General features: G+C 66.4%; 16 protein-coding genes. 11 read left to right on the top strand and 5 right to left on the bottom strand.

The features are described 5' to 3' along the window. The first annotated feature begins 28 nt into the window (after window positions 1-28). Window positions 29-193, top strand: coding sequence for a hypothetical protein (locus tag EA796_RS23290; protein ID WP_021441941.1), 165 nt, complete (start codon window positions 29-31; stop codon window positions 191-193). A 12-nt stretch (window positions 194-205) separates the two neighbouring features. On the opposite strand, the gene moaE is transcribed toward EA796_RS23290, so the two are convergent. The 5 genes from moaE to dmeF all read right to left on the bottom strand — a co-directional run bounded on the left by moaE (window position 206) and on the right by dmeF (window position 4,359). Next, complete coding sequence (gene moaE / locus EA796_RS08440; protein WP_122108285.1) at window positions 206-658, bottom strand: molybdopterin synthase catalytic subunit MoaE; 453 nt, start codon at window positions 656-658, stop codon at window positions 206-208. A 121-nt stretch (window positions 659-779) separates the two neighbouring features. Continuing rightward, entirely contained in the window at window positions 780-1,022 is a 243-nt protein-coding gene (locus EA796_RS08435) for a MoaD/ThiS family protein (RefSeq protein ID WP_122108284.1), read from the bottom strand. Then, the gene (gene moaC, locus EA796_RS08430; protein WP_122108283.1) at window positions 1,019-1,495 is read right to left on the bottom strand and encodes a cyclic pyranopterin monophosphate synthase MoaC; all 477 of its coding nucleotides are present in this window, start codon (window positions 1,493-1,495) and stop codon (window positions 1,019-1,021) included. Before moaC ends, EA796_RS08435 begins: the two co-directional genes overlap by 4 nt. A gap of 219 nt (window positions 1,496-1,714) precedes the next feature. Beyond that, complete coding sequence (locus tag EA796_RS08425) at window positions 1,715-3,106, bottom strand: PhoH family protein (protein ID WP_021441937.1); 1,392 nt, start codon at window positions 3,104-3,106, stop codon at window positions 1,715-1,717. Window positions 3,107-3,399: 293 nt separating this feature from the next. Beyond that, a complete protein-coding gene (gene dmeF, locus EA796_RS08420) occupies window positions 3,400-4,359 on the bottom strand; it encodes a CDF family Co(II)/Ni(II) efflux transporter DmeF (protein WP_122108282.1) in 960 nt (319 codons plus the stop codon). Between the two features lie 212 nt (window positions 4,360-4,571). Between dmeF and yaaA the strand changes: the two genes are divergently transcribed. The 10 genes from yaaA (at window position 4,572) to EA796_RS08370 (ending at window position 18,573) form a co-directional block, all read left to right on the top strand. Beyond that, window positions 4,572-5,351, top strand: coding sequence for a peroxide stress protein YaaA (gene yaaA, locus EA796_RS08415; RefSeq protein WP_021441935.1), 780 nt, complete (start codon window positions 4,572-4,574; stop codon window positions 5,349-5,351). Window positions 5,352-6,033: 682 nt separating this feature from the next. Beyond that, window positions 6,034-7,344, top strand: coding sequence for a GDP-mannose 6-dehydrogenase (gene algD, locus EA796_RS08410; RefSeq protein WP_122108281.1), 1,311 nt, complete (start codon window positions 6,034-6,036; stop codon window positions 7,342-7,344). Window positions 7,345-7,391: 47 nt separating this feature from the next. After that, on the top strand, window positions 7,392-8,873 hold the full coding sequence (locus EA796_RS08405) for a glycosyltransferase family 2 protein (protein ID WP_122108280.1): 1,482 nt from the start codon (window positions 7,392-7,394) through the stop codon (window positions 8,871-8,873). A 26-nt stretch (window positions 8,874-8,899) separates the two neighbouring features. Then, the gene (locus tag EA796_RS08400; RefSeq protein ID WP_122108279.1) at window positions 8,900-10,063 is read left to right on the top strand and encodes an alginate biosynthesis protein Alg44; all 1,164 of its coding nucleotides are present in this window, start codon (window positions 8,900-8,902) and stop codon (window positions 10,061-10,063) included. 4 nt (window positions 10,064-10,067) lie between these two features. Then, window positions 10,068-11,444, top strand: coding sequence for an alginate biosynthesis TPR repeat lipoprotein AlgK (gene algK / locus EA796_RS08395; RefSeq protein ID WP_122108278.1), 1,377 nt, complete (start codon window positions 10,068-10,070; stop codon window positions 11,442-11,444). Window positions 11,445-11,458: 14 nt separating this feature from the next. Continuing rightward, window positions 11,459-12,913 (top strand): alginate export family protein, encoded by a 1,455-nt coding sequence (locus tag EA796_RS08390; protein WP_122108352.1) that lies wholly within the window; start codon window positions 11,459-11,461, stop codon window positions 12,911-12,913. 11 nt (window positions 12,914-12,924) lie between these two features. After that, window positions 12,925-14,484, top strand: coding sequence for a mannuronan 5-epimerase AlgG (gene algG, locus EA796_RS08385; protein ID WP_122108277.1), 1,560 nt, complete (start codon window positions 12,925-12,927; stop codon window positions 14,482-14,484). An 11-nt stretch (window positions 14,485-14,495) separates the two neighbouring features. Further along, window positions 14,496-15,923: an alginate O-acetyltransferase gene (locus EA796_RS08380; RefSeq protein ID WP_122108276.1), complete on the top strand. Its 1,428-nt coding sequence runs from the start codon at window positions 14,496-14,498 to the stop codon at window positions 15,921-15,923. 8 nt (window positions 15,924-15,931) lie between these two features. After that, window positions 15,932-17,002, top strand: coding sequence for a mannuronate-specific alginate lyase (locus EA796_RS08375; protein ID WP_218567628.1), 1,071 nt, complete (start codon window positions 15,932-15,934; stop codon window positions 17,000-17,002). Between the two features lie 119 nt (window positions 17,003-17,121). Beyond that, complete coding sequence (locus EA796_RS08370) at window positions 17,122-18,573, top strand: MBOAT family protein (RefSeq protein WP_122108274.1); 1,452 nt, start codon at window positions 17,122-17,124, stop codon at window positions 18,571-18,573. Window positions 18,574-18,577 lie beyond the last annotated feature (4 nt).

Below are 18,577 nucleotides of genomic sequence, written 5' to 3'. Positions count from 1 at the left end.
AAGCAGGACAGCGAAGCGGAGAAGAGCGATGGATCACTTTCACCTGATGCTGGTGCTGCTGATCGGCGGCTTCGTGCTGCTGGGGGTCGGCTTCAACTTCCGTGAACACGAATGGGGCGTGCGCGTGCTCGGCCTGGGGGTGTTGCTGATGCTGGTGCCGATTGCGCTACGGGTGCATCTGGCATTGGCGTAGATCGGGCGCACCCTACTGTTTCCAGCGCTCGGCGGCGCTCTGGTCGCTGCAGCGGCCTTCGACCCAGCGCGGGCCTTCGCTGGTGTCTTCCTTCTTCCAGAACGGCGCGCGGGTCTTCAGATAATCCATGACGAAGTTGCAGGCGTCGAACGCGGCCTGGCGGTGGGCGCTGCTGGTGCCGACGAAGACGATGGGCTCGCCCGGCTCCAGGCGACCGATGCGGTGGATGATCTCGATGCCCAGCAGCGGCCAGCGCGCGTGCGCTTCATCGGCGATCTTGGCCAGGGCCTTCTCGGTCATGCCGGGGAAGTGCTCGAGGAACATGCCGCCGACGTCGCGCCCTTCGTTGAAGTCGCGCACGTAGCCGACGAAGCTCACCACCGCGCCGATGCCGAGGTTGGCGGCGTGCAGGGCGTTGAGTTCGCTGCCGGGGTCGAAGGGTTGGGCTTGGACGCGGATGGTCATGCGGGCGTGTCTCGTTTGATGAGGGCTGAGGTCAGGGTCGGTCGGCGGGCTCTTGGTGAGCCGATTGGTGGGCTGAAGCCCACCCTACGCGGAACGCCGCCCGACCGCTCCTACAGGGGTATCAGCCACCGGTAACGGTGGGGAAGAAGGCCACTTCGTCGCCCTCCTCCAGCGGCTCGTCGAGGCCGCACAGTTCCTGGTTGCGCGCGCACATCAGGTTCTGCTCGCCGAGCACCTCCCACTCGCCGCCACGGGCCAGCAGGTGCAGGCGCAGTTCGTCGAGGCTGGCGAAATCGCCGCTGAGTTGCTCCTCGTCGCGGCCCAGGGCTTCGCGGTAACGGGCGAAATACTGCACGCGGATCATGCTGGCTCCTCCGCCTTGTAGTGGCCGCTCTTGCCGCCGAGTTTTTCCAGCAGGCGCACGTTCTCGATGACCATGCCGCGGTCCACCGCCTTGCACATGTCGTAGATGGTCAGCGCGGCGACGCTGGCGGCGGTCAGCGCCTCCATCTCCACCCCGGTCTGGCCGGACAGCTTGCAGCGCGCGGTGATGCGCACGGCATCCTCGCCCTCTGCGCTCAGCTCGACCTTGACCCCGGTGAGCATCAGCGGGTGGCACAGGGGGATCAGGTCGGAAGTTTTCTTCGCCGCCTGGATGCCGGCGATACGCGCCACGGCGAACACGTCGCCCTTGGGGTGCTCGCCGGCGACGATCATCTGCAGGGTAGCGGGCAGCATGCGTACGCGCGCTTCGGCGGTGGCCTCTCGAAAGGTAGTCGCCTTATCGGTGACGTCGACCATATGCGCGCGGCCTTGGGAATCGAGGTGAGTCAGCACGGGAAAGCTCCAGGCGGGGATCGGCCGATTGTAAACCCCTGGGTCAGGATTTGGCAGGCATAAAAAAGCGATGCCGCGTCATATGCCGGGACTCCACCCTGCTTCTGTAGCGGCGGATTTATCCGCGACCATCGCGGCTGAGGCCGCTCCTAGAGGGCGCGCAAATAATAACGCCCCTGCTCTTGCGAACAGGGGCGCGAGCGCTCAACAGCCCGAGCGCTACATATGGGTTTCCGCGTATTCGGCGAGGATCGAGCGCGGCACCCCTTGCAGGGTGATGTGCACCCCGTGGGGGAAGTCCTTGAAGCGTTCGGTGAGGTAGGTCAGGCCCGAGCTGGGCGCCGACAGGTAGGGGGTGTCGATCTGCGCCAGGTTGCCCAGGCACACCACCTTGGAGCCGTTGCCGGCGCGGGTGATGATGGTCTTCATCTGGTGCGGGGTGAGGTTCTGGCATTCGTCGATGAGGATCAGGCTCTGCTGGAAGCTGCGCCCGCGGATGTAGTTGAGCGACTTAAATTGCAGCGGCACCTTCTGCAGGATGTAGTCGACGCTGCCGTGGGTGCTCTCGTCGTCCATGTGCAGGGCTTCGAGGTTGTCGGTGATGGCGCCGAGCCAGGGCTCCATCTTCTCCGCCTCGGTGCCGGGCAAAAAGCCGATCTCCTGATCCAGCCCCTGCACGCTGCGGGTGGCGATGATGCGCCGGTAGCGCTTGCTGACCATGGTCTGCTCGATGGCCGCGGCCAGCGCCAGGATGGTCTTGCCGGAACCGGCGGCGCCGGACAGGTTGACCAGGTGGATGTCCGGGTCGAGCAGGGCGAACAGCGCCAGCGACTGGTACACGTCGCGCGGCTTGAGGCCCCAGGCTTCCTGGTGCAGCAGCGGCTCCTGGTGCATGTCGAGGATCACCAGCTCGTCGCCCTTGATCGCCTTGATCCAACCGACGAAGCCCTGCTCGTCGAGGATGAACTCGTTGATGTGCACCGCCGGCAGGTTGTCGGTGAGCTGCACCCGGTGCCAGGTGCGGCCGTGGTCCTGACGGGTCTCCACCTTGCTGACGCGGTCCCAGAAAGAGCCGGTCATGTCGTGGTAGCCCTTGGACAGCAGGGAGACGTCGTCCACCAGCTGGTCGGTGTGGTAGTCCTCGGCATCGATACCACAGGCGCGCGCCTTCAGGCGCATGTTGATGTCCTTGGTCACCAGCACCACGGACAACCCCGGATTACGCGATTTCAGCTCCACCAGCTGGTTGATGATCTTGTTGTCGTTGAGGTCTTCCGGCAGCCAGGTGATGGGCGCCGCGCGCTTGCTCATGAGAATCGACAGACGCCCGCAGGGGCCGCTCTTGCCGCGCTGGATGGGTACGCCGTGCTCCACGTCGTCCGGGCTGGCGACACCGAGGATCTGATCGATGAGGCGGATGGCCTGGCGGCATTCGGCGGCGACGCCGTGCTTGCCGGATTTCAGCTTGTCGAGCTCCTCCAGCACCGTCATCGGGATGGCGACGTGGTGCTCTTCGAAGTTCAGCAAGGCGTTCGGATCGTGGATCAGGACGTTGGTGTCGAGGGCGTAGAGGGTTGGAGCGGTGGGCTTGGAGCGTCCGTGGTCATCCATACTCGGTCACCTTCTTGTAGTAGCCAAGCGACGCAATACCAAGGCGGTGCTGCGCCGCGGAGAGGCCGCCGACTCCTCAGTGCCGGGGCTGAGAAGGTGCAAGCAAGGTGAGGGCCAGTGGCCGCCACCTGTCTGCAGGTTTCGGCGGTCTTGCTGTTTAATTACTCCAATTCAGGTGACAGAAAAACGTTTTTTTATGGTTTCGCAGGTTTATTTGTCGCCGCGACAAATAGCGCTTGGCGGGCTCTGGCGACGCCGTTACAGTCCGAAGTCCCACCCGCCGTTTTTCGTCCTCAGCCGTGGCCGACCTCGGCGCAGCGATTGACCTCCACCGTGACGTGCACCAGCTCGGCAAAGCCCGCCAGACGGGCCTTGTAGCGATCGGCCGTGGTTTCGCCATGGGTCACCACGCTGACGATGCAGGCGTACTGGGCGCGACCGACGCGCCACAGGTGCAGGTCGGCCAGTTCGGTGTCGTGCTCCTGCTCCAACGCGGTGCGCACACGCTCCACCAGGGGGCTGTCCATCTCGCGGTCGAGCAGCACCTTGGCGGTCTCCAGCAGCAGGCCCTTGGCCCACACCGCGATGATCAGCGCGCCGACCACGCCCATCAGCGGGTCGAGCCAGTTCCAGCCCAGCCACCAGCCGCCGAGCAGGGCGAGGATCGCCGCCACCGAGGTCAGGGCATCGGCCAGCACATGGAGGAAGGCGGCGTGGCGGTTGAGATCGCGCCCGCTGGCCGGCGCGTGATCGTGATCGTGATCGTGATCGTGCCCAGCATGGCCGTGGCCATGCTCGTGCTGGTCGCGCAGCATCCAGGCCGACGCCAGGTTGACCAGCAGGCCGAGCGCCGCCACCGCCAGGGCCATGTCGAAGGCGATCGGCTGCGGCCGCCACAGACGCCACAACGACTCGACGGCGAGCAGGGCAATCACCACCAGCAGCAGCACGGCGCTGGCGAAGCCGGCCAGCACCTCCACCTTCCAGGTGCCGAAGGCGAAGCGCCGGTCGTTGGCATAGCGCCGCGCCAGCAGGTAGGCCAGCGCGGTGAGACCAATGGCGAGCATATGCGAGGCCATGTGCCAGCCGTCGGCGAGCAGGGCCATGGAGTTGAAGGCGTAGCCGGCGGCGATCTCCACCAGCATGGTCGCGCCGGTCAGCGCGGTGACCCGCCAGGCCTGGCGCTCGGCCGTGGACTCCAGCGGGCGATAGTCGTGGGAAGGCTCCCAGCGCGAATGGTTGCAGCTCGTCATGACGACTCCCTGTGCGAGGTTCGCCGCCACACTACAACCCCGGGGCGGCCCCGGGGTCAAGCCGGCGCCTGGCGCCCGCTCCTGCACACCAGGCCCCGGATTGCCTCCGGGCTGGGCGCTGCGGTCGCTGTCCTGACTCAATCGTCCCTATAGGTGGTCTTGCCCGGCCCCAGCTTCTAGAATCGCCGCCAGACTTTCAGGAGCAGATGTCCATGCTGATGGTGATTTCACCGGCCAAGACCCTCGACTACGAGACCCGGCCGGCCACGCCGCGCTTCACCCAACCCGAACACCTCGACCACGCCCAGGAACTGATCGAGCAGCTGCGCGACTTCAGCCCGGCGCAGATCGCCGAACTGATGCACCTCTCGGACAAGCTCGCCGGCCTCAACGCCGCGCGCTTCGGCAGCTGGCAGCGGCCGTTCAACCCGTCCAACGCCAAGCAGGCGCTGCTGGCATTCAAGGGCGACGTCTACACCGGGCTGCATGCCGAGGACTTCTCCGAGGACGATTTCGACTTCGCCCAGGCCCACCTGCGCATGCTCTCCGGCCTGTATGGCGTGCTGCGCCCGCTGGACCTGATGCAGCCCTATCGCCTGGAGATGGGCACCAAGCTGGTCAACGGCCGCGGCAAGGATCTCTATGCCTTCTGGGGCGAGCGCATCAGCGGCTGGCTGAACGAGGCGCTGGCCGCCCAGGGCGACGAGGTGCTGCTCAACCTGGCGTCCACCGAGTACTTCGGCGCGGTCAAGCGCAAGGCGCTGAAGGCGCGGATCATCGACACCGAGTTCAAGGACCTGAAGAACGGCCAGTACAAGATCATCAGCTTCTACGCCAAGAAGGCCCGCGGCCTGATGGCGCGCTACGTGATCAAGGAGCGCCTGACCAACCCCGAGGGCCTCAAGGACTTCGACTACCAGGGCTACCGCTACTCGGCCGAGCATTCCAAGGAAGACAACCTGGTGTTCCTGCGCGACCAGCCGCAGGACTGATCCTCGCCTCGCGGCCCGGCGCCCTGCCCGGCCGCCTCCTCTGCCGCCGCAGCGACTGGCCGTCCAGGCCAGGCGCAGCGCTGGCCATCGAAGCCCTGGCGCCCCCACGAACCTTGGTTCCCGCCAACCAAACCCGCACGCCTTGGCAATTTCGACGCTGGCCTGTTTTAGCGCGAACCATTGCCCGTCCTTAGTTACCCGCTAATTGCACGCCAATTAAACTGCAAAGTGCCATCGTGCAATTTGCAAGTTGCCATTAACTTGCGATCAATTAATCGTTCAGCTTGCGTTCAGGAACAGGACGAACGGTAGGAACTATCGCCAAAGTCATGCACTCATACAGCCCGTAACACATTTCAATACATAACTTTCTTGCCATTTTAAACTGCCACCATGCGAATCAACCTTCGCTGGGCGGTTTCGCCCGGAAGAAAGTAGACGGGCCACCAGAGGGAGATAGACACCCGCGCAAGAGTACCGAAACAGAGGCCTCCATTCGGGCCGCACAGACAATACCCAAGGGCCACCACTTTATATAAAGGCCCACATTTGGCGCCACTTCCGGCGCCCTACCCTACTTATGCCTGAAGGAACTTGCTGACGCACAAACAGCAAGTTCGCAGAACAGTTTTGGCCATTTGGCCAGTATTTGAAAACGCATCGAACGGACGAGGTGAATACCATGCGAATCAGTATTTTCGGTTTGGGTTATGTGGGCGCCGTGTGCGCCGGTTGTTTGTCGGCCCGCGGCCACGAGGTGATTGGCGTGGATATCTCCGCGTACAAGATCGAGCTGATCAACAACGGCAAATCGCCCATCGTCGAACCGGGCCTGGAGGAACTGCTGCAACAGGGCCTGCGCCAGGGTCGCCTGCGCGGCACCACCGACGTCGCCGCCGCCGTGCTGGAGAGCGACGTGTCGTTCATCTGCGTCGGCACGCCGAGCAAGAAGAACGGCGACCTGGAACTGAACTACATCGAAGGCGTGTGCCGCGAGATCGGCTACGCCCTGCGCGACAAGCCCGGCCGTCATACCGTGGTGGTGCGCAGTACGGTGCTGCCGGGTACCGCGAAGAACGTGGTGCTGCCGATCCTCGAGGATTGCTCCGGGAAGAAGGCCGGGGTCGACTTCGGCCTGGCGGTCAACCCCGAGTTCCTCCGCGAGAGCACCGCGATCAAGGACTACGACTTCCCGCCGATGACCGTGATCGGCGAACTGGACAAGGCCTCCGGCGACCTGCTGGCCAGCATCTACGGCGAGCTGGACGCGCCGATCATCCGCAAGGACATCGAAGTCGCCGAGATGATCAAGTACACCTGCAACGTCTGGCACGCGGCCAAGGTCACCTTCGCCAACGAGATCGGCAACATCGCCAAGGCGGTCGGCGTCGACGGCCGCGAGGTGATGGACGTGATCTGCCAGGACCACAAGCTCAACCTGTCCAAGTACTACATGAAGCCCGGCTTCGCCTTCGGCGGCTCCTGCCTGCCCAAGGACGTGCGCGCGCTGAACTACCGCGCCGGCAGCCTGGACGTCGAGGCACCGCTGATCGGCTCGCTGATGCGCAGCAACGCCGCCCAGGTGCAGAAGGCCTTCGACATCATCGCCAGCCACGACACCCGCAAGGTCGCCCTGCTCGGCCTGAGCTTCAAGGCCGGCACCGACGACCTGCGCGAGAGCCCGCTGGTGGAACTGGCCGAGATGCTGATCGGCAAGGGCTATGACCTGGGTATCTACGACCGCAACGTCGAATACGCCCGCGTCCACGGCGCCAACCGGGACTACATCGAGTCGAAGATCCCGCACGTGTCCTCGCTGCTGGGCAGCGACCTCGACGCGGTGATCGCCAAGGCCGACATCATCGTCCTCGGCAACGGCGACGAGCGTTTCGCCAAGCTGGCCGCGCAGGCACCCAGCGGCAAGCGGGTGATCGACCTGGTCGGCTTCATGCCGCACGCCAGCAATGGCGTGGCCGAAGGCATCTGCTGGTAAGGCCAAGCGTGCCCGCGTGCCCTGCGCGCGGGTACCGAGAGACGCATATGGACAAGCTCAAGAACGGCCTCAACCACGCCAGCGGCTGGCTGCTGTACCTCAGCGCGCTGATGCTGCTGGCACTGGCCCTGCCACGTACGGTGTTCGACCCCGAATCGCGGGACTTCCTCCTGCTGATCGGCATCGTCGGCATCTGGCGTTATTCCATGGGCGCCGTGCATTTCGTGCGCGGCTGCCTGTTCCTCTACCTGGTATACCCCTGGTATCGCCGCAAGGTGCAAAGACTCGGCAAGGATGCCGACCCCTCTCATGTCTTTCTGCTGGTCACCAGCTTTCGCATCGAGGCGCTGACCACCGCCATGGTCTATCGCTCGGTGATCCGCGAGGCGATCGACTGCGGCTACCCGAGCACCCTGGTGTGTTCGATCGTCGAGCTGTCCGACGAGCTGCTGATCAAGACGCTCTGGGCCCAGGCCCAGCCGCCGGCGCACGTCAAGCTGAACATCGTGCGCATTCCCGGCACCGGCAAGCGCGACGGCCTGGCCCACGGTTTCCGCGCCATCTCCCGGCAGCAGCCGGATCGCGATGCGGTGGTGGCGGTGATCGACGGCGACACCGTGCTCGAGCCGGGCGTGGTGAGCAAGAGCGTGCCCTGGTTCAAGCTGTTCCCCAACGTCGGCGGGCTGACCACCAACGAGTTCTGCGAGGTGCGCGGCAGCTACCTGATGAGCGAGTGGCACAAGCTGCGCTTCGCCCAGCGCCACCTCAACATGTGCTCGATGGCCCTCTCCAAGCGCGTGCTGACCATGACCGGGCGCATGTCGGTGTTCCGCGCCAGCGTGGTGACCGACCCCGAGTTCATCCGCGACGTGGAGAGCGATCACCTCGAGCACTGGCGTCTGGGCCGCTTCCAGTTCCTCACCGGCGACGACAAGTCCAGCTGGTACAGCCTGATGCGCCTGGGCTACGACACCTTCTACGTGCCGGATGCGGCGATCAACACGGTCGAGCATCCGCCGGAGAAGAGCTTCATCAAGGCCAGCCGCAAGCTGATGTTCCGCTGGTACGGCAACAACCTGCGGCAGAACTCGCGCGCCCTGCGCCTGGGCCTGAATCGCCTCGGCGCCTTCACCAGTCTGGTGCTGCTGGACCAGCGCGTGTCGATGTGGACCTGCCTGCTCGGCCTGTGCGTGGCGATCATCGCCAGCATCAAGTACAGCCTGATGTACCTGTTGATCTACCTGCTGTGGATTGGCAGCACGCGCCTGGTTCTGACAGTGCTGCTGATGCTCTCCGGCCACCGCGTCGGCCCGGCCTACCCGGTGCTGCTCTATTACAACCAGATCGTCGGCGCCCTGGTGAAGATCTACGTGTTCTTCCGCCTCGACCAGCAGTCCTGGACGCGCCAGAACACCAAGCTCAACCGCGGCCTGTCCAGCTTCGCCAACTGGTTCAACAGCTGGTCGTCGCGCGCCATGACCTTCTCTGCCTCCTGTGTATTCATCGCCGCGCTGTTGGCGCTGGTATGACCGAACTCGAATAGGAACTAGCCACCATGAACTCAGTCGCCAACCTCAACGTCGTCCATGAGTCCGAGGCCCAGCGCCAGCACGCCCGGGTCAAGCTGCCCGGACGCCTGCGCTACAGCAATGCCCAGCGCGAACGCATCGACGTGCGCCTGCTGGATGTCTCCGCCGGCGGCTTCAGCTTCGCCAGCGAACGCACCGCGCACAAGGTCGGCGATTTCCATCGCGGCCAGCTGCAGTTCCAGCTCGACAGCCTGGTGCTGGGCCTGGACATGGATTTCCAGGTCTGCTCGGTGCAACCCGAACAGGGCCGCGTCGGCTGCCAGTTCCACAACCTCGGCACCCGCGAAACCGCCGCCCTGCGCCACCTGATCAGCGCCCACCTGGCCGGCGAGCTGGTCAACGTCGGCGAGGTGCTGCACATCCTCCAGCGCGAGAATTTCACCAAGGCGCGCAAGGCCGGCGCCGGGGCCGGCATGGGCTGGTTCGGCCGGCTGCGCGCGGTGTCGTTCAGCGCCGCGATCTTCCTCGTCGGCCTGGCCGCCTTCGGCTACATCGGCAAGTCGATCTACGGCCTGTACTTCGTCACCCACGCGCAGTCGGCGCAGATCAGCCTGCCCGCCCTGCAGGTGACCATGCCGCGCGAAGGCAGCGTGCAGAGCCTGGTGCAGCCCGACGGCATCGTCGAGAAAGGCGCACCGATCGCCACCTTCACCACCAGCATGCTGGAGATGCTCAAGGGCCATCTGGGCGAGGAGCAGCTCGAGCCGAGCCAGATCGAGGCACTGTTCAGCCGCGAGATGCAGGGCACCCTGACCAGCCCGTGCAACTGCAAGATCGCCCGCCAGCTGGTGGCCGACGGCCAGTTCGCCAGCAAGGGCGACGTGATCTTCGAACTGGTGCCGCAGGACGGCATCGCCACCGTCAGCGCCAGCTTCCCCTACCGCCACCTGGAACAGGCGCGCCCGGGCACCCCGGTGAGCTTCAAGGTGGCCGGCGAAGACCAGCCGCGCCGCGGCGAGATCGTCAGCAGCAGCCTGCACGATGGCGGCCTGTCCGCCGACATCCGCGTGCAGATCAAGCCCGAACAGACCCTGCCCGCCAGCCTGGCCGGCCAGCCGGTGGACGTGGTCATCGACCGCGGCCCGTCGCTGAGCTGGCTGGTCGACCGGGCCATCGCCGCCGGACGTTAACGCCATGTCTCTGCCTCTTCTCCGCCCCGCCCTGCTCGGCCTGGCCGTGAGCGCCGCCCTCGCCGGTTGCGCCGGCCTGCCCGATCAACGCCTGGCCCGCGAGGCGCTGCAGCGCGGCGACCAGCAGACCGCCGAGCGGCATTTCCGCCAGCTCGCCGAACTGGGTTACGACGAAGCGCAGATCGGCCTGGCCGACCTGTATGTCGCCAACGGCCAGCCGCAGGACCTGGCCGAGGCCGAGCGCGTCTATCGCCAGGCCCTCGACGGTTCGCCGCGGGCCAAGGCGCGGCTCGGCAAGCTGCTGGCGCGCAAGCCCGGCAGCAGCTCCGCCGAGCGCCAGGAAGCGGCCGAACTGCTGGAGACCGCCAGCCGCGCCGGCGAGCCCGGCGTGCTGCTGCCGCTGACCGAGCTTTACCTGTTCTACCCACAGGACTTCCCCGCCATGAACCTATCGCAACGCATCCATGACTGGCGCCAGCAGGGACTGCCGCAGGCCGAACTGGCGCAAATCCTCGTCTACCGCAGCGACGGCAGCTACGACCAGCACCTGGGCGAAATCGAACGCATCTGCCAGGCCGGCCTGGCGGCGAACGACGTCTGCTACGTCGAGCTGGCCACGGTGTACCAGAAGCAGGGGCGCGAAGAAGAACTCGACGCCCTGCTCGAACAGCTGATGGTCGGCTACCGCGCCGGCCGCGTGTCGCCCAATCGGGTCGACGCCGTGGCCCAGGTGCTGGCCGACGCCGAAGTCGGCCAGCCGCAGCCCGGGCGCGCGCAGGAGCTGCTCGAAGCCATCGCGCCGCAGCATCCGGCCGCCTGGGTCAGCCTGGCGCGGCTGCTCTACGACTACCCGCAGCAGGGCGACAGCGAGACCCTGCTCGGCTACCTGGACAAGGGCCGCGACGCCGCCCTGCCGCGCGCCGAGCTGCTGCTCGGGCGCCTGTACTACGAAGGCAAGCTGCTGCCGCAGGAGCCGAAGAAAGCCGAGGAGCACCTGCGCAAGGCCGCGCCCAGCGAGCCCAGCGCCAACTACTACCTGGGGCAGCTCTACCTGCGCGGCTACCTCGGCGAGGTCTACCCGCAACAGGCGCTCGATCATTTGCTCAGCGCCGCCCGCGCCGGCCAGCTCAGCGCCGACTTCGCCCTGGCGCAGATGTTCAGCCAGGGCCGCGGCGTCAAGCCCAACCCGGTCAATGCCTATGTCTTCAGCCAGCTCGCCCTGCCGCGCAACACGCCGCAGACCCACGAGCTGGCCCATGCCATCGCCCAGCGCCTGACCCCGGCGCAACTGGCCGAGGCCCAGCGCCTGCTGCAAGAGGAGCGCGAGGCGCGTGGCAACGCCTGGCGCGAACAGAACAGCCTGCAGGCGAGCCAGCCATGAACAAGGACACCCGTATGCAGTTCAATCGAATCGTCAGCCAGCTCGGCCTCGGTGCCAGCCTGCTCGCCGCCGGCACCGCCTGGGCGACCGACAACCAGACCGACTTCGGCCTGGACATCAAGATCACCGCGCAATCGGAAGACGACCGCGACCTCGGCACCCGCGACGGCGGCGACGTCAACGGCATCGGTCTCGATCTGCGCCCCTGGGCCTATGCCCAGCGCGGCGACTGGAGCGCCTTCGCCATGGGCCAGGCGGTGACCGCCACCGACACCATCGAGACCGACCCGCTGCAGCGCGCCGGCGACGACGGCGAAACCGCCGCCAGCAGCAGCCGCAGCGACGCGCGCCAACCGGACGACAGCTACCTGGCCCTGCGCGAGTTCTGGGTCGACTACAGCGGCCTCACCGCCTACCCCGGCGAGCGCCTGCGCTTCGGCCGCCAGCGCCTGCGCAGCGACGAAGGCACCTGGTGGGACACCAATATCGAGGCCCTGCACTGGCGCTTCGACAGCACCCTGCTGCAGGCCGATATCGGCGTCGCCGAACGCTTCTCCGAGTACCGCACCGACCTCGACGAGCTGGCCCCGGAAGACGAGGACCGCCGCCACTACTTCGCCGGCCTCGCCTACCAGTGGACCCCGGGCCACCGCATCGGCGCCAAGCTGCACCACAGCCGCGACGACGGCAGCCTGCCCAATGTCGGCGAGCGCGTCGACGAGCTGAGCAAGCGCCATACCGGCGACCTCACCTGGTTCGGCCTGCACGCCGACGGCGGCTTCTTCGAGCGCAACTCGCGCAACCGCCTCAACTACTGGGCGCAGATGACCTGGCTCAAGGGCGACACCGACCAGCTGCAACAGCAGGTGATCGGCGACGAACGCCTGGCCAGCGGCTCGCGTAGCCAGGACGTCGACGCCTGGGCGGTGGACCTCGGCCTGCGCTACAGCCTCGACGAGCACTGGAAGATCGGTGCGGCCTATGCCCGCGGCAGTGGCGGCGGCGATGAGGACGAGTCGCGCCAGTTCATGCAGACCGGCCTGCACAGCAACCGCGCCAATTTCACCGGCGTCGAATCGCGCCTGCACCGCTTCGGCGAGGCCTTCCGCGGCGAGCTCTCCAACCTGCAGGTGGCCAGCGCCTTCAGCTCCTGGCAACTGGGCCAGGACTACGACGCCAGCCTGGTCTACCACCGCCTGTGGCGCGTCGACGGCGACCAGGACATCGGCGACAGCGGCGTCGACGCGCCGCTGGTGGCGGGCGAGAAGGACGTCGGCCAGGAGGTCGACCTGGTCCTGACCCGCTACTTCAAGCAGGGCCTGCTGCCGGCCTCGGTGGCGGAACGACTCGACGAGCGTTCGGCCCTGGTGCGTCTGCGCGGCGGCGTGTTCCTGCCCGGCGACGCCTATGGCCGCGGCACCGACTCGGTGATGCACCGCGCCTTCGTCGACTTCATCTGGCGCTTCTGAGGAGAGATCCCATGCCACGCAGGATCAACAAGCGCCTCGCCTTCTGCCTGCTCGGCGCAGGCGCGCTGCTCGGCGCCGTGCAGCTGGCCGCGCCGCCGGCGCTCGGCGCCGAGAGCGAGCACCAGTTCGACTACCGGGTGCGCAGTGCGCCGGCCGAGCCGCTGCACCTGGAAGCGCCGACGCTGCCGGATCTGTCCGGCTACACCATGGACGCCGTGCTGGCCAAGATTCCGCGCCAGGACAAGGGCCGCGTGGCGGTGCGGCGCATGCTGCGCCAGGACGCGCTGAAGGACTTCACCGGCGGCAACGAGCGCCTGCGCGAATGGGTCAAGCGCCAGCAGGGCATGCCCCAGGCGATCTTCATCGAAGGTGGCCTGGTCACCGCGCAGGACCTGGCCAAGGCCCTGCCCGCCAGCCAGTTCGAAGAACAGCAGCCGGGCGTCTACATTGCCCGCCTGCCGATCGTGGTCGCCCAGGGCGCGACCCTGCACGTCGGCAAGGAGACCCGCGAGCTGCGCCTGTCGCAGGAACGCGGCGCGTTCCTGGTCAACGACGGCCTGATGTTCCTCACCGACACCCGCGTCACCGCCTGGCGCGAGGCCGACAAGGGCCCGGCCACCCTGCGCGACGACGGCAAGGAGTTCCGCCCCTTCCTGGTGTCCTGGGGCGGCAGCGAGCTGTACATCGCCGGCAGCGTGCTGACCAGCCTGGGCTATTCGAATTCCAAGTCCTACGGCGTGTCGATCACCCAGTACACGCCGAACATGCATGCCCGCCTCAAGCGCGAGGAGCCGACCGGCTGGCTGATCGATTCGGAGTTCGTCGACCACTGGTACGGCTTCTACTGCTACGAAGCGCAGAACGTGGTGATCAAGGGCAATACCTACCGCGACAACATCGTCTACGGCATCGACCCGCACGACCGTTCGCACGGCCTGATCATCGCCGAGAACAAGGTGTTCGGGACCAAGAAGAAGCACGGCATCATCATTTCGCGCGAGGTCAACGACAGCTGGATCATCAACAACGAGAGCCATGACAACAAGCTCTCCGGGGTGGTCATCGACCGTAACAGCGTCGGCAACCTGATCGCCTACAACCGCGTGCACGGCAACCATGCCGACGGCATCACCATCTACGAGAGCGGCGACAACCTGCTGTGGGGCAACCAGGTGCTGCGCAACCGGCGCCACGGCATCCGCATCCGCAACAGCGAGAACATTCGCCTGTACGACAACCTCGCCGCGCTCAACGAGCTGACCGGCGTGTACGGCCACATCAAGGACCTGTCCGATACCGACCGCGACCTCAAGCTCGACCCCTTCGACACCAAGGTGTCGATGATCATCGTCGGCGGCACCCTGGCCGGCAACGGCTCCAGCCCGATCAACATCGACTCGCCGCTGTCGGTGGAGCTGTACCGGGTCAAGCTGATCGCCCCGCGCAAGAGCAACGGCATCCAGCTCGCCGGCATCCTCGGCGAAAAACAGGAACAGATCCTCGACCTGCTGGTGCGCCAGCGCCAGCCCGTGCTGATCGACCCGATCGATCCCGAGCAGATGACCAATTGACGAGGCCCACCATGATCGTTTCTCCGCTCAAATCCCTCGCCCTGGCCGTGGCCTGCGCCGCCTGCGGTGCCCTGCAGGCGCAGGAGCGCCAGGCGCCGCAATACCAGGTCGAAGACTGCTGCTCGCTGTGCCCCGCCGCGCACGACGCCAGCCGCTACACCAGCAACTACATGAAGAACTTCATCACCCTGATGGACGCCGAGGAAGGCTGGCTGTTTCGCAGCGTGGAAGACCTGCGCACCGAGTTCGGCACCAGCGAAACCGGCTACCAGCGCCTCAAGGAACTGCGCGACGGCCTCAAGCAGCGCGGCGTGGAATTGGTGGTGGTCTATCAACCGACCCGCGGCCTGGTCAATCGCAGCAAGCTCAAGCCCGCCGACTACCAGCGCTTCGACTACGACAAGGCGCTGGCCAACTACCGCCAGGCGCTGACCCGCTTCGAGCAGCTGGGTATCTGGGTGCCGGACCTGAGCAACCTGACCGACGAGGACAGCGACCAGGCGTTCTACTTCCGCCGTGACCAGCACTGGACGCCCTATGGCGCCGAGCGCACCGCGCGCCTGGTGGCCGAGACGGTCAAACGCATCCCCGGCTTCGAAGATATTCCGCGCAAGGAGTTCGTCACCGAGCGCGTCGGCCTGATGGGCAAGACCGGCACCATGCAGAACGTCGCCAGCCAGCTGTGCGGCACCGGCTACGCGGTGCAGTACGTCGACCAGTTCGTCACCGAGCCGAAGGACGCCAGCGATGGCGACGCACTGTTCGGCGAGGCGAGCAGCCCGAAGATCGCCCTGGTCGGCACCAGCCACAGCGGCAAGAACTACAACTTCGGCGGCTTCCTCGAACAGCACCTGGGCGCCGAGGTGCTCAACGCCGCCTTCGCCGGCGGCGGCCTGGAAGGGGCGATGCTCGAGTACCTGGGCAGCGAGGCGTTCCAGAAGGATCCGCCGAAGATCCTGATCTGGGAATTCTCGCCGCTCTACGACCTGGCCTCGGACAAGATCCACCGCCAGCTGATGGCCACCCTGAACAACGGCTGCAGCGACCAGAGCGCCCTGCTCAGCGCCGAGACGCACCTGCGCCCGGGCAGCAACGAGGTGCTGGTCAACGGCGAGAATCGCCTGCTGACCCTGGCCGGCACGCGCCATCAGCTCGACCTGCGCTTCAGCGATCCCTCGGTCAAGCGCGTCGACGCCACCGTCTGGTACCTCAACGGCCGCCGCGAGCAACTCAAGCTGGAGAAACCCGACACCGCCGACACCGACGGCCGTTTCGCCTTCGAGCTGCGCGACGAGCCGGGCTGGGGCGAACAGAACTTCTTCGCCCTGGAAATCCAGAAACCCGAAGACAGCGCCGACGACCTCAAGGTCGAGGCCAGCCTGTGCCAGCGCCCGAGCGGTGCCGGCCAGCAGGTGGCCCGCCACGAGCCCAGGAGTTGAGGTTGCCCATGAAGCGATTCGCCCCCGCCCTGCTCGCCAGCCTGCTGTTCGGCGCTCCGGCCTTCGCCGCGCTGCAGCCGCCGCCCGGCTACCAGGCGCCGGTACGGCAGCAAGGCGGCCAGGCGCCCAGCTGCCCGGTGACGCCTGCGCCCTACACCGGTGCGCTGCAGTTCACCAGCAAATACGAGGGTTCAGGCAGCGCCCGCGCCACGCTCAACCGCCAGGCGGAGCAGAACTTCCGCGCGCAGACCGCGCCCATCACCCGCCTGGAAAAGGAAGCCGGGCGGATGATCACCGGCTATATGCGCACCGGTCAGCAGGGGCGCCTGGACTGCGCCATCGACTGGCTCGACCAGTGGGCCAGCGCCGATGCGCTGGCGTCCGAGCAGTTCAACCACACCGGCAAGTCGATGCGCAAATGGGCGCTCGGCAGCCTGGCCGGCGCCTGGCTGCGCCTGAAGTTCTCCGCGTCGCAGCCGCTGGCCGCCTACCCGCAGCAGAGCGCGCGCATCGAAGCCTGGTTCGTGCGTCTGGCCCAGCACACGGTGCGCGAGTGGAGCGACCTGCCGCTGAAGAAGATCAACAACCACAGCTACTGGGCCGCCTGGTCGGTGATGGCGGTGGCCGTCATCGCTGACCGCCGCGACCTGTTCGACTGGTCGGTGGGCCAGTTCCGCGTCGCCGCGGGTCAGGTCGACGACCAGGGTTACCTGGCCAACGAGATGCGCCGCAGCCAGCGCGCCCTGGCCTATCACAACTACGCTCTGCCGCCGCTGGCGATGATCGCGGCCTTCGCCGAGGCCAACGGCGTCGACCTGCGCGGCGAGAACCAGGGCGCCCTGCAGCGCCTGGCCGAGCGTGTGCTGCAAGGCGCGCGCGATCCGGCGGCGTTCGCCCAACGCAGCGGCGCCAAGCAGGACATGAGCGAGCTGCGCAAGGACTACAAGTACGCCTGGCTGGCGCCTTACTGCAGCCTCTACGCCTGCAGCGAACAGACCCGCGAACTGAACCGGACGATGGGGCCGTTCAACAGCTTCCGCCTCGGCGGCGAGGTAAGCCAGGTATTTGAAAGCCCGTAGGCGCGGCTTGAGCCGCGAATTTCGCGAACAAGTTCGCGCCTACGGGACGCAGCAAAACAAACCCTCCGCTCGCGGGGGGAAAGGGGGGCGCTGCCCCGGCTATTTTCGGAGAAGCCCGGATGGTCTTTTCGTCCAACGTCTTTTTGTTCCTGTTCCTGCCGATCTTCCTCGGCCTGTACTACCTGTGCCCGAATCGCGGGCGCAATCTGCTGATCCTGGTCGGCAGCTACACCTTCTATGCCTGGTGGCGGGTGGATTTCCTCCTGCTGTTCGCCGCGGTGACGCTGTGGAACTACGTCTTCGCCCTGCGCATCCAGGCCCATGCCGGCACCGAAACGGCACGCCGCTGGGTGGTGGCCGGGGTGGTCGGCAACCTGGCCACGCTGGGCTACTTCAAGTACGCCAACTTCGGCGTGGCCAATATCAACGCCCTGCTCGAATCCTTCGGTCTCGAGCCCTTCGTCCTCACCTCGGTGATCCTGCCGATCGGCATCTCCTTCTACATCTTCCAGTCGATCAGCTACCTGATCGACGTGTACCGCCGCGACACCGAACCGACGCGCAACCTGATCAACTTCGCCGCCTTTATCGCCCTGTTCCCGCAGCTGATCGCCGGCCCGGTGCTGCGCTACAAGGACCTGGCCGACCAGTTCACCGAGCGCACCCACAGCCTCGACAAGTTCAGTGAAGGCGCCACGCGCTTCATGCAGGGCTTCGTCAAGAAGGTGTTCATCGCCGACAGCCTGGCGCCGCTGGTCGATCACTGCTTCGCCCTGGAAAACCCCAGTACCGGCGACGCCTGGCTGGGCATGATCGCCTACACCGCGCAGCTCTACTTCGACTTCTCCGGCTACAGCGACATGGCCATCGGCCTGGGCCTGATGATGGGCTTTCGCTTCATGGAGAACTTCAACCAGCCCTATATCAGCCAGTCGATCACCGAGTTCTGGCGGCGCTGGCACATCAGCCTGTCGACCTGGCTGCGTGACTACCTCTACGTGCCACTGGGCGGCAACCGCCACGGCACCTTCAACACCTACCGCAACCTGTTCCTGACCATGCTGCTGGGCGGTTTCTGGCACGGCGCCAACTGGACCTTCCTGATCTGGGGCGCCTGGCACGGCACCTGGCTGGCCGTCGAACGGGCGCTCGGCGTGAAAGCCGCACCGATTGTGTTCAACCCGCTGAAATGGGCCTTCACCTTGCTGCTGGTGATGCTCGGCTGGGTGATCTTCCGCGCCGAGAATCTGGAGGTGGCCGGGCGCATGTACGCCGCGCTGCTGCCCTTCGGCGACTGGCGCCCGAGCGAGCTGACCCTGGCGCAGATCAGCGGGCTGCAGATGGTCACCCTGGCGCTGGCCTGGGTGGTGATCGCCGTCAACGGCGCCCGTCAGTTCCTCGCCAGCCGCAGCCAGGAGCCGGGCCTGACCCTGGCCAGCGCCGGTGTCGCCCTGCAGGCCGTCGACCTGCGCCTGCTGGCGCTGCGCGGTGCCCTGCTGCTGCTGTTCTGCGCCTCGCTGCTCAAGCTCTCCGCGCAGAGCTACTCCCCCTTCCTCTACTTCCAGTTCTGAGCGG

This window comes from Pseudomonas sp. AOB-7, from assembly GCF_003696305.1.
Taxonomy (GTDB): Bacteria; Pseudomonadota; Gammaproteobacteria; order Pseudomonadales; family Pseudomonadaceae; genus Aquipseudomonas.
Note: the sequence above shows the minus strand (reverse complement) of the source record. Positions and strands in the feature narration are given on the sequence as shown.

Excerpts from the sequence above, each read along its gene's own strand:
- EA796_RS23290 (WP_021441941.1), top strand. The coding sequence starts at position 29 with ATGGATCACTTTCACCTGATGCTGGTGCTGCTGATCGGCGGCTTCGTG.
- moaE (WP_122108285.1), bottom strand. The coding sequence starts at position 658 with ATGACCATCCGCGTCCAAGCCCAACCCTTCGACCCCGGCAGCGAACTC.
- EA796_RS08435 (WP_122108284.1), bottom strand. The coding sequence starts at position 1,022 with ATGATCCGCGTGCAGTATTTCGCCCGTTACCGCGAAGCCCTGGGCCGC.
- EA796_RS08425 (WP_021441937.1), bottom strand. The coding sequence starts at position 3,106 with ATGGATGACCACGGACGCTCCAAGCCCACCGCTCCAACCCTCTACGCC.
- dmeF (WP_122108282.1), bottom strand. The coding sequence starts at position 4,359 with ATGACGAGCTGCAACCATTCGCGCTGGGAGCCTTCCCACGACTATCGC.
- yaaA (WP_021441935.1), top strand. The coding sequence starts at position 4,572 with ATGCTGATGGTGATTTCACCGGCCAAGACCCTCGACTACGAGACCCGG.
- algD (WP_122108281.1), top strand. The coding sequence starts at position 6,034 with ATGCGAATCAGTATTTTCGGTTTGGGTTATGTGGGCGCCGTGTGCGCC.
- EA796_RS08405 (WP_122108280.1), top strand. The coding sequence starts at position 7,392 with ATGGACAAGCTCAAGAACGGCCTCAACCACGCCAGCGGCTGGCTGCTG.
- EA796_RS08400 (WP_122108279.1), top strand. The coding sequence starts at position 8,900 with ATGAACTCAGTCGCCAACCTCAACGTCGTCCATGAGTCCGAGGCCCAG.
- algK (WP_122108278.1), top strand. The coding sequence starts at position 10,068 with ATGTCTCTGCCTCTTCTCCGCCCCGCCCTGCTCGGCCTGGCCGTGAGC.
- EA796_RS08390 (WP_122108352.1), top strand. The coding sequence starts at position 11,459 with ATGCAGTTCAATCGAATCGTCAGCCAGCTCGGCCTCGGTGCCAGCCTG.
- algG (WP_122108277.1), top strand. The coding sequence starts at position 12,925 with ATGCCACGCAGGATCAACAAGCGCCTCGCCTTCTGCCTGCTCGGCGCA.
- EA796_RS08380 (WP_122108276.1), top strand. The coding sequence starts at position 14,496 with ATGATCGTTTCTCCGCTCAAATCCCTCGCCCTGGCCGTGGCCTGCGCC.
- EA796_RS08375 (WP_218567628.1), top strand. The coding sequence starts at position 15,932 with ATGAAGCGATTCGCCCCCGCCCTGCTCGCCAGCCTGCTGTTCGGCGCT.
- EA796_RS08370 (WP_122108274.1), top strand. The coding sequence starts at position 17,122 with ATGGTCTTTTCGTCCAACGTCTTTTTGTTCCTGTTCCTGCCGATCTTC.